This window comes from Pannonibacter anstelovis (genome assembly GCF_036881715.1).
GTDB lineage: Bacteria > Pseudomonadota > Alphaproteobacteria > Rhizobiales > Stappiaceae > Pannonibacter > Pannonibacter anstelovis.
This window is the reverse complement of the sequence record NZ_JBAKBF010000024.1, coordinates 1-14,570: the sequence shown is the minus strand read 5'-3', so window position 1 is coordinate 14,570 and position 14,570 is coordinate 1. Positions and strand designations below refer to the sequence as shown.

13 protein-coding genes are annotated in these 14,570 nt (G+C 64.6%); 8 read left to right on the top strand and 5 right to left on the bottom strand.

Translation table 11 applies throughout. From position 1 onward, the window contains the following. Positions 1 to 575 precede the first annotated feature (575 nt). From V6L75_RS20920 to V6L75_RS20905, 4 genes are all read left to right on the top strand, one after another. The gene (locus V6L75_RS20920; RefSeq protein WP_334253396.1) at positions 576 to 1,247 is read left to right on the top strand and encodes a response regulator transcription factor; all 672 of its coding nucleotides are present in this window, start codon (positions 576 to 578) and stop codon (positions 1,245 to 1,247) included. Further along, positions 1,244 to 2,608, top strand: a complete 1,365-nt coding sequence (locus tag V6L75_RS20915; RefSeq protein WP_334253395.1) for a sensor histidine kinase — start codon at positions 1,244 to 1,246, stop codon at positions 2,606 to 2,608. The genes V6L75_RS20920 and V6L75_RS20915 overlap by 4 nt, the downstream gene beginning before the upstream one ends. 139 nt (positions 2,609 to 2,747) lie before the next feature. Next, the gene (locus tag V6L75_RS20910) at positions 2,748 to 3,032 is read left to right on the top strand and encodes a helix-turn-helix domain-containing protein (RefSeq protein ID WP_334253394.1); all 285 of its coding nucleotides are present in this window, start codon (positions 2,748 to 2,750) and stop codon (positions 3,030 to 3,032) included. Further along, the gene (locus tag V6L75_RS20905; RefSeq protein WP_334253393.1) at positions 3,029 to 4,261 is read left to right on the top strand and encodes a type II toxin-antitoxin system HipA family toxin; all 1,233 of its coding nucleotides are present in this window, start codon (positions 3,029 to 3,031) and stop codon (positions 4,259 to 4,261) included. Before V6L75_RS20910 ends, V6L75_RS20905 begins: the two co-directional genes overlap by 4 nt. 221 nt (positions 4,262 to 4,482) lie before the next feature. Here the strand turns inward: V6L75_RS20905 and V6L75_RS20900 are convergent, their stop codons facing one another. From V6L75_RS20900 to V6L75_RS20880, 5 genes are all read right to left on the bottom strand, one after another. Further along, a complete protein-coding gene (locus V6L75_RS20900; RefSeq protein ID WP_334253392.1) occupies positions 4,483 to 5,184 on the bottom strand; it encodes an ABC transporter ATP-binding protein in 702 nt (233 codons plus the stop codon). Continuing rightward, the gene (locus V6L75_RS20895) at positions 5,171 to 5,941 is read right to left on the bottom strand and encodes an ABC transporter ATP-binding protein (RefSeq protein ID WP_334253391.1); all 771 of its coding nucleotides are present in this window, start codon (positions 5,939 to 5,941) and stop codon (positions 5,171 to 5,173) included. The genes V6L75_RS20900 and V6L75_RS20895 overlap by 14 nt, the downstream gene beginning before the upstream one ends. Next, positions 5,938 to 6,894 (bottom strand): branched-chain amino acid ABC transporter permease, encoded by a 957-nt coding sequence (locus V6L75_RS20890; RefSeq protein ID WP_334253390.1) that lies wholly within the window; start codon positions 6,892 to 6,894, stop codon positions 5,938 to 5,940. Before V6L75_RS20890 ends, V6L75_RS20895 begins: the two co-directional genes overlap by 4 nt. Before the next feature lie 3 nt (positions 6,895 to 6,897). Beyond that, the gene (locus tag V6L75_RS20885) at positions 6,898 to 7,770 is read right to left on the bottom strand and encodes a branched-chain amino acid ABC transporter permease (RefSeq protein WP_334253389.1); all 873 of its coding nucleotides are present in this window, start codon (positions 7,768 to 7,770) and stop codon (positions 6,898 to 6,900) included. A 581-nt stretch (positions 7,771 to 8,351) separates the two neighbouring features. Further along, positions 8,352 to 9,509: an ABC transporter substrate-binding protein gene (locus V6L75_RS20880; RefSeq protein ID WP_334253388.1), complete on the bottom strand. Its 1,158-nt coding sequence runs from the start codon at positions 9,507 to 9,509 to the stop codon at positions 8,352 to 8,354. A 281-nt stretch (positions 9,510 to 9,790) separates the two neighbouring features. On the opposite strand from V6L75_RS20880, the gene paaG reads away from it, so the two are divergent. The 4 genes from paaG (at position 9,791) to V6L75_RS20860 (ending at position 13,833) form a co-directional block, all read left to right on the top strand. Further along, positions 9,791 to 10,603: a 2-(1,2-epoxy-1,2-dihydrophenyl)acetyl-CoA isomerase PaaG gene (paaG, locus tag V6L75_RS20875; RefSeq protein ID WP_334253387.1), complete on the top strand. Its 813-nt coding sequence runs from the start codon at positions 9,791 to 9,793 to the stop codon at positions 10,601 to 10,603. Continuing rightward, positions 10,600 to 11,046, top strand: a complete 447-nt coding sequence (paaI, locus tag V6L75_RS20870) for a hydroxyphenylacetyl-CoA thioesterase PaaI (protein ID WP_334253386.1) — start codon at positions 10,600 to 10,602, stop codon at positions 11,044 to 11,046. The genes paaG and paaI overlap by 4 nt, the downstream gene beginning before the upstream one ends. Positions 11,047 to 11,688: 642 nt before the next feature. After that, a complete protein-coding gene (gene paaK, locus V6L75_RS20865) occupies positions 11,689 to 12,999 on the top strand; it encodes a phenylacetate--CoA ligase PaaK (protein ID WP_334253385.1) in 1,311 nt (436 codons plus the stop codon). A gap of 234 nt (positions 13,000 to 13,233) precedes the next feature. Continuing rightward, on the top strand, positions 13,234 to 13,833 hold the full coding sequence (locus V6L75_RS20860; RefSeq protein WP_334253384.1) for a TetR/AcrR family transcriptional regulator: 600 nt from the start codon (positions 13,234 to 13,236) through the stop codon (positions 13,831 to 13,833). Positions 13,834 to 14,570 lie beyond the last annotated feature (737 nt).

Below are 14,570 nucleotides of genomic sequence, written 5' to 3'. Positions count from 1 at the left end.
AACGGAATGAGCAGCGACAGACCGGCGATGCCGCCAAGCCCGGGAATGACACCGATCACAAGGCCAACCGACACTCCAATCAGCATGTAGAAAAGGTGCTGCAAAGACAAAAGCGCGCCAAGCGCAGAAAATAACGTGTCAATCACGGTCAGAACTCCGTGAACACCGCGGCGGGCCGCGGGTCCTCAAGATGTTTGATGAGATTTTGAAGGCGCATGGCGAAGACGTGACAGACACGCACCGCCGCACCGGTCAGGCAGGAACAGCTCGCTCCCGGCTCTAGTGGAGTTTTTCGCCAGATGCCCGGGCCGCTTCAAGGCCCGGGGCCAAGTCACATGCCGCCTGGACCTGCAGTCCCGCTGTAAACAGCGCTGCAACCGGATGCCTCGCGCCCTGGCGCGTCAGTGCGAAAAAAGTCAATTGATACGTCCTCCCCGGCCCCTGAACATCATCAGGATGCAGCCAATTCTTATCTTCTGGTGGGAGCGGACTTGATTTCTCCTCGTCAAGTCTGCTTGATCGCACATTACGAAAGTTTGCTGTCCATAACCTGTCCATCAACAGAAGGCGCGAAGGTGCGAATAATCCTCGTCGAAGATAACATGAGCCTGGCACAGGGCATCGAGAATGCGCTGAAGGATCAGGGTCATGCGGTCGACCACCTCGACGACGGGCTGGCCGCGGAAGAATTCCTCAGGACAGAGAGCTGCGACGTCATCATCATTGACGTCAATCTGCCGGGCCTGACGGGCATCGAACTGACCCGCCGCCTGCGCCAGCGCGGGGATGCAACGCCCGTGCTGATGCTGACCGCCATGGGCAAGACCTCCGACCGGGTGGCCGGGCTGGATGCGGGTGCCGATGACTATCTGGTCAAGCCCTTTGAAATGGCTGAGCTTTTTGCCCGGCTCCGGGCCCTGTCCCGCCGCCGCCCGCAGGTTGCGCCCCAGATCGAAACGGCCGGCAGCCTGACCTATGACCGGCAGCAGCGGACGGTCTACCGGGATGGCGAAAGGCTGGACCTGCCCCGCCGCGAGCTGAGCCTGTTCGAGCTGCTGCTGGACCAGAGGGGCCGGCTTCTGGCCAAGGAGCATATCACCGCGTCGCTCTATGGCACCGGGGCGGAAGTCGAGGCCAATGCCGTCGAACTGCTGATTTCGCGCCTGCGCCGCAAGCTTGAGGGCAGCGGCGTCCAGATCCGGACTGCGCGCGGCCTCGGCTACATGCTGGACACGGACCCGGCATGAACCGTCTGTCCCTGCGCGCGCGGCTGTTCCTGCTGCTGATCGTGCCGCTGGTCATCATTGCCGCCCTTGGTGCCTATGCCCGCTATGAAGCCGCGCAGAACCTCTCGCGCCAGCTTTATGACAAGACGCTGCTGGCGGTCGCCCTGACGATTTCCCGCGACGTGATCATCTCCGAAGGCGACATGCTGACAGAGCCGCTCCTCGAAGAGCTGACCGCGGCCCTTGGGGATCCGGTCTATTACCGCATCACCGGCCCTGGCGGCAGTTTCGTGACCGGCTATTCCCATTCTCCCCGGGTTCCGGAAGGCATCATCCTGGAGGATGGCGAGCCCAGTTTCTTCGACAGCCTCTATTTCGGCAGTGAAGTCCGTGCGGTGATGCTGCGGGAGCTCATTGCCCATCCCCGCTTCAACGGCCGGGTCACCGTTGAAGTGTGGCAGACCACCACGCAGCGCAGCGCGCTGAGCCAGGAGCTGGTGACGGAATCGCTGCTGCTTCTGGGCTCGATCATCCTGTCTGCCGCACTGATCCTGTGGTTCGGCATCCAGCTGGGACTCAAGCCGCTGCTGGATCTGCGCAATGCCATCAGCCTGCGCACGCCCGATGACCTGCGCCCCATCCGCCGCTGGGTGCCGAAGGAGCTGCGGCCTCTGGTGGAGACGACAAATTCGCTCTTCTCACGGCTGGCCAAGGCCTTCGAGATCCGCGCCGCCTTCATCTCGGACGCCGCCCATCAGGTGCGCAATCCCATTGCCTCCATCGTCAGCCAGGCGGAGGCCGCCCTGTCTGCACCGGATGAGGCAACGCTGCGCCAGCGGGTGAGCGGCATCGCCGTTTCGGCCAGGGCCACCGGCCGGCTGACCAACCAGCTCCTGTCCATGGAGCGGGTGCGCGGGCGCAGCCTGCGCTCGCTGTTCACCCAGGCGGATCTGGCCACCCTCGTTTCAGAGCGTGTGCGTGCCTTTGCCGAGATCCAGATGCGCCGCGATGTTGCGGTCAGCTTTGCCCTGGAGGGCGAGGCAAGGCCCGTCACCTGCGATCCGGTGATGGTTGAGGAAATGCTGGCCAATCTTCTCGACAACGCCGTCCGCTATGCCCTGAAACCCGGCGGCGAACTGGCCGTGACGCTGGCCTTCCAGCCGGAAACCGTGCGGCTGAGCGTGCAGGACGACGGGCCGGGCGTGCCGGAAGATCTGCGCGAGCGGGTGTTCGACCGCTTCTTCCGGCGCAGCCTCGAAATGGACAACGGCTGCGGCCTGGGCCTTGCCATCGTTGCCGACATTGCAGACGCCCATGGCGGTCACGCCCGCTGCCTGCCATGCGAACGCGGCGCCCTGTTCGAGGTGGAGATCAAGGGCTGAGGCCGGAGAGCCGGACCGCCGGAAAACTTCCCGAACGGGAAGCCGACAGCCGGAGAAACAGTCTTCATCCCGAACGGGAAGATTGCCATTGAACGACCAGATTTCTTCCTGTACGGTAAGACGAGCAGGGAGAAGCCGCTTGTTCAGAACCGCAGGGGATTTCGGCGCCGCAATCCGGAAACAGCGCAAGGCGCTTGGCTGGACACAGGCCGGGCTTGCCGCCCGCTCCGGCACGGGCGAACGGTTCATCGTCGAGCTGGAGTCCGGCAAGCCCGGCTGCCATCTGGAAAAGGCGCTGACCGTCGCCCGCACCGTGGGCCTCGAAATCGGCGACCTGCGGCAAGTAACCCCTGCCCCTTCCCCCGCAACGCCCCCGGAGGACGGCGATCTGGCCTTCCTGCCGGACTTCGGGGAAGGCCGATGACCGCGATCTTCTACGAAAACCTCCCCGTCGCGCAGCTGCGCTTCGATGGGGAGTGGCAGCTGGACTATGAACCGGGCTGGGAGGCGCGCCGGGCGGCCTTTCCCGTCTCGCTGACCATGCCGCTTCGCTCCGGCCCTGTGGAGGCCGCACGCCTGCTGCCCTGGCTGGCCAACCTTCTGCCCGAAACGCATCTGGCGGAAATCGGCCAGAAGCTGAAGGTCTCGCCGCAGGACATCGTCGGCCTGCTCAGCCACATCGGCCGGGATACGGCAGGCGCCCTTTCCATCGGCGCGCCGCGCAAACCCGGCATCCATCTGATGCCGGTTCCCGGCGAGGCAGCGCTGGAGCGGATACTGGATGAACTTCCGGCACGGCCCTTTCTCGCCGGTGAGCACGGCGTCTCCATGTCTCTGGCCGGTGTGCAGGAGAAGCTGCCGGTCTCCGTGACGCCGGAGGATACCATGGCCATCCCCGTGGATGGCACGCCCTCGACCCATATCCTCAAGCCGGACACGCGCCATCTGGCGGGCAGCGTCGAGAATGAGGCCTTCTGCCTTGCGCTGGCGCGCGCCTGCGGGCTGGAGGCCGCCAGCGCATCCATCGGCACCGCCGGAAAGCGGCGTTACCTGCTGGTGGAGCGCTACGACCGCTTCACCGACGCGCAAGGGGAATTGCGGCGGCTGCATCAGGAGGATCTGTGCCAGCTCACCGGCCAGTTCCCGGCGCAGAAATACGAGCGCATGACTGGCGGGCAAGGCGTGACGCTGAAGATGATGTTTGCCGCGATCCACACGCTGGTCAGCCCGGCTGAACGGCTGAAGCTGCTGGATGCGGTCATCTTCAACGTGCTGATCTGCAACTCGGATTCCCACGCCAAGAACCATTCCGTGCTGATCGGTGCGGGCGGGTCGGCAAGGCTTGCCCCGCTTTATGACCTGATGTGCGCTGCCGTTTACCGCCACGTGGACCAGAGCCTGCCGCAGGCCATCGGCAGCCGCTACAAGGCGGCGGACCTCAGGGCAGATGACTGGAAGGCGCTGGCGCAGGACAACGGCCTCAGCCCCGCCGCCACATTGCGGCGCGTAAAGGAGGTCGCGGAGCTTGTCTTGACCCGCAGCGAAGGCACCGCAGCAGCCATCATGGAGCAGGCCGGCGATCCCTCCCGCATTCTGGAGCGCGCCTTGCACGAGATTGCCAAACGCTGCCGCAGGATATTAAGCCAGCTTTAGCGGCTCCTTTGAGCTGCCTCAGCAGTGGACTCCCCCACTGGCCTCTCCGCCCCTCTCCCCCCTTGAGGGGGAGATGTCAGCGCAAGCTGACAGAGGGGGGTGCCAGCGCTTCAATACGGCACCACCTCTCATATGAGCGGACAGTCCGTTACCCCCCTCTGCCCCCTCAAGGGGGGAGAGGAACTGGAGCCTGCCTGACGGTCCGTTGCAAACACGCCCCCTCAAATCCCCAGATAGGCCTCGCGGATGCGGGGGTCGGCGATGAGGTCCTGGGCGGGGCCTTGCATGGTGATCTTGCCGGTTTCCATCACATAGCCACGGTCGGCGATCTTCAGCGCGCCGAAGGCGTTCTGCTCCACCAGAAGCACGGTCACATCCAGCGCCTTGAGGCTTTTCACCACGTCGAAGATCTGGGCGACGATGATCGGCGCCAGCCCCATCGACGGCTCGTCCAGCAGGAGGCACGAGGGCCGGCCCATCAGCGCCCGGGCCATGGCCAGCATCTGCTGCTGCCCGCCCGAAAGGCCGCCCGCCGCCAGATTGCGCTTTTCGCGCAGCACGGGGAACATCTGGAAGGCATCGTCCATGTCCTTTGCCACCCGGTCATCATCGAAGAGATAGGCCCCGAGCCTGAGGTTTTCCTCCACCGTCAGGTTGGTGAAGATCTGCCGCCCCTCGGGAGACTGGGCAAGCCCCCGCGCCAGACGCCGGTGCGAAGGCACCTTTGTCAGCGCCTCGCCCCGGAAGGTGATGGAACCCGCCGCAAGGGGATGGACACCGGACAGGCAGCGCAGCAGCGTCGTCTTGCCAGCGCCATTGGCGCCGATCACGGCAACGGTCTCGCCCGAATTGACGGAAAGGTCGAGGCCATGCAGCACCTCGATCCGGCCATAACGGGCACGCAGGCCCTCAACCAGCAGCATGATCAGCTCCCAGATAGGCGGCAATGACAGCCGGGTTGCGGCTGATGCCGGCCGGGTCCCCTTCGGCGATCTTCTCGCCATGGTCCAGCACGACGATATGGTTCGAGATGCGCATGACCATCTTCATGTCATGCTCCACCAGCAGGATGGCGGTGCCCGCCGCGGCGATTTCGGCTATCAGATGGTCGATCTCTTCCGTCTCCACCGCATTGCAGCCCGCCGCCGGTTCGTCGAGCAGCAGCACCTTGGGCGACAGCGCCAGCGCCCGGGCGATTTCCAGCCGCTTCAGCGAGCCATAGGAGAGGCTGGCCGCCTCGCGCTCTGCCGCCCGCTCCAGCCCGGCCCGTTTCAGCAGCGCCCGTGCCCCCTCTTCTGCCGCCTTGCTGCGGCGGCGGGAGGCGGGAAGGGCCAGAAGATCAGCCAGCACGGAGCCGCGCTCCTTCAGGTGAAACCCGGCGGTGACGTTCTCCAGCACGCTCATCTGCTGGAATATCTGCAGGTTCTGGAAGGTGCGCGACATGCCGCGCCGGGCCAGAAGATGCGGCGGCATGCCGGTCACATCCTCGCCGTTCAGCTTCACCTTGCCCGCACCAGGCTGGTAGATGCCGGAGATCATGTTGAACAGCGTCGTCTTGCCCGCCCCGTTCGGCCCGATGACGGAGACGATCTCTCCGGCCTCCAGCGCAAAGGACACATCATGCACCGCCTTCAGCCCGCCGAAGCTGATGCCGAGGCCTTCGATGGACAAAAGGCTCATCCCTCGCCTCCCCTGATCTTGCGCAGAATGGACGGGATCACCCCCTGCCGCAGGAAGATCATCACCAGGATCATCACCAGCCCCAGAACAAGCTGCTCATATTCGGCAAAGACGGTCAGCACCTGCGGCAGCAGGGTCAGAACCGCCGCGCCGAAGATGCCGCCCATCACCGAGCCGACACCGCCCAGCACGGCCATGGTCACCATCTCGACCGAGTGCATGAAGCCCGCAACATCCGGCGTGATGAACTTGTTCTGCAGGGCCAGCAGCGAACCGGAGACGGAGGCATAGACGGCGGAAATGACGAAGGCCTGCAACTTGGCCGCCGCCACATCAACGCCCACCGTTCCGGCCGCCACTTCCGAGCCATGCAACGCCCGCAGCGCCCGGCCCGTGGGGCTGTTGTAGAGATTGAGCGCCAGCCATGCCCCGAGGATGAGGCAGAGCCCGCAGAAGAAATACCAGAACTCGCCGTTTGACAGGTTGAGGCCAATGCCCTTCAGCACACCGCGCAGGCCGAATTCCGGCACGTCGATGCCATCGGGCCCGCGTGTCAGCGCCCGCTCGTTGTTCAGCACCATGGAAATCAGGATGCCCATGCCGAGCGTGGCGATCGCGAGGTAATAACCCTTGAGCCGCAGGATCGGACGGCCGACCAGATAGGCCAGCAGCCCGGACACCACCGCCCCCAGCACCACCGCAAACACCGGCGGCAGGCCGAGATGCACGGGGGCCAGCGCACAGGCATAGGCGCCAATGCCGGCAAAGCCTGCATGGCCGAGACTGACCTGCCCGGCCCAGCCGGTCAGGATGACGATGCCCGTCACGGCAAGGCCGTTGACGAAAATGAGCGCGCCCACCCGGTAATAGAAGCCGGAGGGGAACAGGAGCGGTGCCAGCGCCACCAGCAGCGCCAGAACGAGAAGAGCCGAGGCTTTCGAAGACAGTCGCATCGCTTACACCCGCTCCGTGGCCTTGCGGCCAAACAGGCCCTGCGGCAGGAAGAAGAGAACGGCGAGAATAACGAGGAAGGCGGCGGCATCCTTGTATTGCGAGGAGATGTAGCCCGCCGTCAGCGCCTCCAGCAGGCCCAGCGTCAGCCCGCCCACCAGCGCGCCTTTCGGATTGCCCATTCCGCCCAGCATCGCCGCCGCAAAGCCCTTCAGCGCAAGGCCGAGGCCCACGTCATAGGAGGTGAGCGTGATCGGCGTGACCAGCACGCCTGCCAGCGCACCGATGCCCGCCGACAGGGCAAAGGATAGCGTCATCACGAAGCCGGTGTTGATGCCCACGAGCTGCGCCGCCAGCGGGTTGTTGGAGGTGGCCAGCACCGCGCGGCCCAGCAGGGTGCGGGTGAAGAACAGCCAAAGGCCGATGAACACGGCCACCGCTCCGCCAATCACCCACAGGCTCTGCGGCAGGATGGTTGCCCCGCCGATGTGGAACGGCTCATCGCCGGAAAAGGCCGGGAAACTGTGGATCTGCTTGCCGAAGATCAGCTGCGCTGCGCCCCGGATGAAAATCGACGCCCCGATGGTGATGATGACCAGCGACACCACGGGCGCCCCGCGCGCGGGCTCGATCGCCAGCTTGTTCATGGCAACGCCAAGGCACGCGGTGATGACAATGGCCAGCAGCGCCGCCAGCGGCAGCGGCGCCCCGGCAAGATGGGCAAAGACGGTGATCATCCCGCCCAGCATCACGAACTCGCCCTGCGCAAAGTTCACCACATCCGAGGCGTTGTAGATGATGGTGAAGCCAAGCGCCGCAAGCGCATAAACCGCCCCGACCGTCACCCCTGAAAAAAGAAATTGCAGCAGTTCCGGCATCTCAGTCTCCGGCTGGATATGCAGTGGTCATTGCAGCAGGTGCAGATGGCATCAGCGCCTTGGCCTTGGAAGACGTTCTGCGGCAGGGCCTCTCAATTCCCCTCCCCCTTGAGGGGAGGGGTGAGGGGTGGGGGTACTCCACGGGAGGCCCCGGATAGCCGCTCCTCATCTCCGGACAGCGCATCTGCAACGAAAATACCCCGTGTTCTCAGTCCGTTACCCCCACCCCCGGCCCCTCCCCTCAAGGGGGAGGGGGGCGAGAGGCCGAGGCACGAACCAATCCTCGCAAGGAGGAGAAAGGCGCAGTCTGTTCCCTGTGACGGCGCCTCTCCTCTCGCCGCAGCGCCCCTCTCCCCCCTTGAGGGGGAGATGTCAGCGCAAGCTGACAGAGGGGGGTATCAGCGCCTCAGCACGGCAGAGCGTCTCCCACAAGCGGACAGTCAGTTACCCCCCTCTGCCCCCTGACGGGGGCATCTCCCCCTCAAGGGGGGAGAGGAACTGGTGCCTGTCTGGAAGTCCGAAGAGACACTGCCCCAGGAGGAGCCCCGGACCAAAAGCCCGGGACAGCCCCCCTCATCACCTCACTCGACGACCGTCCACTTGCCGCCCTTGATTTCCAGCATGCGGAAGGCGGAGAGGTCGAGGCCGAGGTGGTCTTCCGGCGACATGGTGTAGATGCCCGTGGTGCCGGCAAGGCCGGAGGTTGCCTCGATGGCATCGCGGATCGCGCCCGGCTCGGCAGAGCCTGCCCGCTTCAGCGCATCCACGAGGATGAGGAAGGCATCATTGGCATAGCCGCCGAAGGTGCTGACCGGCGTGCCGGTGCGCGCTTCAAAGGCGGCCTTGTAGGCATCCACAGCAGGCTTCTGCGGGTCACCGTCCTTGAGCAGGTCCGCCACCAGCAGCGCCGTGCCCGGCAGGCGCACGCCTTCCGCCGCATCCTCGCCCGCCAGCTTGATGAAGCCATCGGAGGCAACGCCATGGGACTGGTAGAACGGCAGGCCAACGGCCAGCTGCTTGTAGTTGCGCGTCACGATGGACGGGCCCTGGCCGAAGCCGGGGTTCAGCACCGCCTGCACGCCGTCCGTGCCCTTGATCTTGGTCAGCTGCGCCGTCATGTCGGCGTCCTTGGGATCATAGGTCTCGTCGGCGATGATCTCGATGCCATAGTCACCGGCCACCGACTTGCACTGCGCCTGCATGGAAGCGCCGAAACCGTCCGTGCCGGAAATCATGCCGATCTTCGTCAGGCCTCGCTTCTTCATGTCCTCGAAGATCTTCTGACAGGCCATGCGGTCGGTATGCGGGGTCTTGAAGGTGTGCGGCTTCACCGGGCTGATGATGTCGATGGCACCGGCCAGCGAAATGAACGGCACTTCCGCATCTTCCGCCACCGACAGGATCGACATGGTGGTGCCGGTTGTGGTGCCGCCGATGATGGCCACCACCTCGTCATCCTCCACAAGGCGGGTGGCAAAGGTGCGGGCCTTGTTGGGGTCGCCGCCGTCATCATAGGAAATGAGGGTGATCTTCTCGCCGTTGACGCCGCCCTTGGCGTTGATTTCCTCCACCAGCATTTCCAGCGTCTTGGCTTCCGGGTCGCCCAGGAAGGCCGCCGGGCCGGTTGCGGAAATGGATGCGCCAATGCGGATTTCGGCAAGTGCGCCAGTAACAAGGCTGGCGGCAAGGCCAAGCCCGGCCGCCACTGCCAGCGCAGTTGTCGTCAGATAGGTCTTCATGCTCTCCTCCCACGGAAACCGGACCGGTATGTCTCTCTCTTCGGGATGCGGCCCATCCGAACGGCCACTCCTCTGGCCAGCCCGAACGGGGGTATAACGGCAGGGACACAGATCAGCGCTGCTTGCGGGCTATGCCCGGCGAGCAATCGGCATTCAGGTCCTTGCGAAGTCCTCCCGCCGGCCCATCCCTGACCGGCGAGGAATATCATTGACCGGCCGGTCGGTTTATGCAAGAGCTTTTTATGTCCGGTCCCATGGCCCGGACGGGAGGAGACAAGACCATGCCTGAAATTGGGCCCCAACCTGCAACCAGCACCGTTCTGGTGGCGCTGGACAACGGCGTGCTGCGCCTGACGCTGAACCGGCCGGAAAAGCTCAATTCGTTCAACGAAGAGATGCACCTTGCCCTGCGCGAGGGCCTGACCCGCGCCCATGAGGATGCCGCCGTGCGCGCCGTGCTGCTGACGGGCTCAGGCCGCGGCTTTTGCGCCGGGCAGGATCTGGGCGACCGCGACCCGCGCAAGGGCGGCCCGGCACCGGACCTCGGCCATACGCTGGAAACCTTCTACAACCCCACGCTCCGCCTCATCCGCAGCCTTGAAAAGCCCGTTGTCTGCGCCGTCAACGGCGTGGCTGCAGGGGCTGGCGCCAATATCGCGCTGGCCTGCGATATCGTTCTGGCGGCAAAATCCGCGCGTTTCATTCAGGCCTTCGCCAAGATCGGCCTCATCCCGGATGCCGGTGGCAGCTGGAGCCTTGCGCGTATTCTGGGCGAGCCCCGCGCCAAGGCTTTGGCGCTGACCGCCGAGCCCCTGCCCGCAGAAACGGCCGCCAGCTGGGGCATGATCTGGAAGGCCGTGGAGGATGACGCGCTGATGGGCGAAGCCGAAGCCCTTGCCGCCTCGCTCGCCGCCGGCCCAACGCTGGGTCTGGGCCTCACCAAACGGCTCATTCAGGCCGCCGCCACCAACTCGCTGGACGAACAGCTCGACATGGAGCGCGACTTGCAGCAGCAGGCGGGCCGCAGCGCCGACTATGCCGAAGGCGTCACCGCCTTTCTTGAAAAGCGCAAGCCGGAGTTCAAGGGCCAATGAAACCGCTCAGCGCCATGACCCCGCAGGAAATCGCCGAAGCTTCCGCCCGCTCCCTGTGGGAAGGCGACACCGCCACGCAAGAGCTTGGCATGCGCCTTGAAGCGGTTGGCCCCGGCACGGCCACGATCAGCATGACCATCACCGCCGCCATGTCCAACGGGCACGGCACCTGCCACGGCGGCTATCTGTTCACGCTGGCCGACAGCGCCTTTGCCTTCGCCTGCAACAGCCGCAACCAGCACGCCGTCGCGCAGCACTGTTCCATCACCTACCTCCTGCCCGGCCGCATCGGCGACCGGCTGACGGCACAGGCCGTGGAAGTGTCGCGGCAGGGCCGCTCGGGCATCTACGACGTGCGCATCACCAATCAGGACGGCCAGCACCTCGCCGAATTCCGCGGCCACTGCCGCACCATCAAGGGCACACATATTCCCGAGGGGTGAGGGGGATAAGCCGCTTCCCGGCACGGCGCTTCAGCCCCCCTCCCCCTTGAGGGGAGGGGTGAGGGGTGGGGGTAACGGGCTGAAAACACGGGGTATTTTTATTGTGGGAGTGATGGCTAAAGACAAGTCCCAGTCAAGCAGCGCTCCGGCATGAAGAACCCCCACCCCTACCCCCCTCCCCTCAAGGGGGAGGGGAAAAGAGAGGCCCCGCCGGGAGGAACAGATTGAGCCGCTGCCTCTCGCAGGAACCGGCTCCTGGCACAGCCTCTCAGCCCCCCTCCCCCTCGTGGTGAGGGGTGGGGGGCCGGAGCCTGAGACGAACTGAAGGATGGATGATTTCTGGGGAGGATCTGGTGTTCGAAAGGCTCGCCGCAGCGCCCCTCTCCCCCCTTGAGGGGGAGATGTCAGCGCAAGCTGACAGGGGGGGGGGGCAGCGCCCCGGCACGGCACCACCTCTCGCATGAGCGGACAAGCTGCATACCCCTCTCTGCCCCCTGACGGGGGCATCTCCCCCTCAAGGGGGGAGAGGGGAGCTGCGGCAAGAGGAGAGGCCCCGCCCTCAAGGGCCGAAACTGACGGTAAATCACCCGCGCCAAGGCGCAAAAAGCAGAATACCCGACTGGATATCCTGGGGAGGAGACCATGGAAGACCTGACGCCGGACCGCAAGTCGCTCGACCCGATCGAGACCGCGTCCCGTGACGAGATCGAGGCGCTGCAGTTTCACCGCATGAAGCGGTCACTTAAGCACGCCTATGAGAATTCGCCCTTCTACCGCAAGCGCTTCATCGAGCATGACGTGCACCCGGAAGAGCTGAAGAGCCTGAAGGACATTGCCCGCTTCCCCTTTACCACCAAGCAGGACCTGCGCGACACCTATCCCTTCGGCATGTTCGCCGTGCCGCGCAACAAGCTGACGCGGGTGCATGGCTCTTCCGGCACCACGGGCAAGCCCACGGTGGTCGGCTATACCGCCAATGACATTGACGTCTGGGCCAATCTGGTGGCCCGCTCCATCCGCGCCGCTGGCGGGCGGCCGGGCGACATGCTGCACAATGCCTATGGCTATGGCCTGTTCACCGGCGGCCTTGGCGCCCACTTCGGCGCAGAGCGGCTGGGCTGTACTGTGGTGCCGATTTCCGGCGGCCAGACCGAGCGGCAGGTGACGCTGATCAGCGACTTCCAGCCGGACATCATCATGGTCACCCCGTCCTACATGCTGGCAATCCTTGATGAATTCCGCCGTCAGGGGCTTGATCCGCGCCAGTCCTCGCTGAAAACCGGCATCTTCGGCGCCGAACCCTGGACCAACGCCATGCGCGAGGAAATCGAGCAGGCCTTCGACATGCACGCGGTCGATATTTATGGCCTGTCGGAAATCATGGGGCCGGGCGTGGCGCAGGAATGCGTGGAGACCAAGGACGGCCTGCATGTGTGGGAGGACCATTTCTACCCGGAAATCATCGATCCGGTGACGGGTGAGGTGCTCCCCGATGGCGAGATGGGCGAGCTGGTGTTCACCACCCTCACCAAGGAAGGCCTGCCGATGGTGCGCTACCGCACCCGCGACCTGACACGGCTTCTGCCCGGCACGGCCCGTTCCATGCGGCGCATCGAGAAGATCACAGGCCGCAGCGACGACATGATCATCCTGCGCGGCGTCAACGTGTTCCCGACGCAGATCGAGGAGCAGATCCTGAAGTGCAAGGGCCTTGCCCCGCATTTCCAGATCGAGCTGAGCCGCGACGGGCGCATGGACACCATGACCGTGCATGTGGAATGCACGCCGGACATGGCAGGCGATGATGCCCGAAAGGCCTCCGCAGGGGAACTGGCCCATCACATCAAGGCCGTGGTCGGCGTCTCGACCCGCATCAACATCACGCCCCCGGGCGGCGTAGCCCGCTCGGAAGGCAAGGCCAAGCGGGTGGTGGACAACAGGCCGAAGGGCTAAAGCCCGTGCGGCGCCTGAGCGGTCCAAGGCGTGATGCGCCAGCATCTCAGCGCCTTGGCGCAATTAAAGCCCGTGCGGCGCCTGAGCGGCCAGTCATCAAGCCCGTGCGGCGCCTGAGGGGCACACCATCAAGCCCCTGCGGCATCACAGCCCTGGGGCGAACCCCTGACAACAAGGGGCGGATCGGCTAAACAACGCGCAATCCGCCCGTTTGTCATGAACAGGAACAGCAAGATGGCTCGCACGCGGGCAGCAGACTTTGAAGAGAAGCAGCGCAGCATTCTGGACAAGGCAGCGCAGGTCTTCGCCGAACAGGGCATGGAAAAAGCCTCCATGTCCCAGATCGCCAGCGTTGCGCAGGTGTCGAAGGCCTTGCTCTACCATTATTATCCGAGCAAGGACGCGCTGATCTACGCCATCATCGTCACACATCTTGAAGCGCTGGATGAGGCCATCGAGGCCGCCGATGATCCGTCCCTGCCCCCCGGCGACAGGCTGCGGCGGCTGGTCGGCGCCGTTCTGGAGAACTACCGGGGCGCCGACAACCAGCACAAGGTCCAGCTCAACGCCACCTCCGCTCTCTCCGACGAGCAGAAGGCCGGCATCACCGCGCTGGAACGCAGGATCGTGCGGCGTTTTTCCAGCGTGCTGGAGCTGATCAACCCGGACCTCAACAGCCCCGAACGCCCGCTCTTGATGCCCGTCACCATGTCCCTCTTCGGCATGATGAACTGGGTCTACATGTGGTTCCGCGACGGCGGCCGCATCAGCCGCGAAGACTACGCCGGCGTCGCCACGACGCTGATCCTGGAGGGGATCAAGGCGGTCAGGTGAGGTATGGTGTGGCTTCAGTCTGGCTGCATCTACCTCTTCTTCAACCGGGCCAAGGCAAAATTGCTCACAAGCCAGAAGACCAGAAGTCCTGCGCAAACAATCAGGGCGCCTCGTATCATTGCGGAAACCGGCAGAAGGCGGAAAAGGGGGCCGCTGGCGCCAAAGACAAAAAACATCGCGATCATTCCCAGAACGACCGGAACAACCTTCTCCCTGAACATGTTTCAAACCTCCGCAATTCTGGCAGGACCCTGCCCGTGACCATCACTCTTCAATGCAGGCCACCGTTCAACCACAGGTCTGCGTTCCGAAACCATACGACCAGAAACTCTTGACCCGCAATTGTGGTCACAATCCGGCGATCTGCGTCCCTGACAGGTCCCGGCACGGGGGCCGGGACGGCGCGGTGGGTGGGGAGCTTACTGCAATCCATAACGGCGGCAGGCTGAGGTGAAGTGGCGTCGAAAGGAGCTAAGTTTTTCACGCCGTCCCGGCCTTGTGCCCGGACCTGTTAGGGGCGCGCAGTCCTCTCCGCGGTCACCCCGGGCGGAGCGAAGCGCAGACCCGGGGGCCACTCACTTGCAGAGCGGTGAAAAAGTTACTGAAGGCACATGAGACACACTTCGCGTCATCTGCGGTGGTGTCCGGCATCCCTCTGCGAGCGAGTGGGCCCCTGTGTATCGAAAGTCTGTCATTGTGATTGCGGGACGGAGGCCGTTGGGCCCCTGATCTTGAAG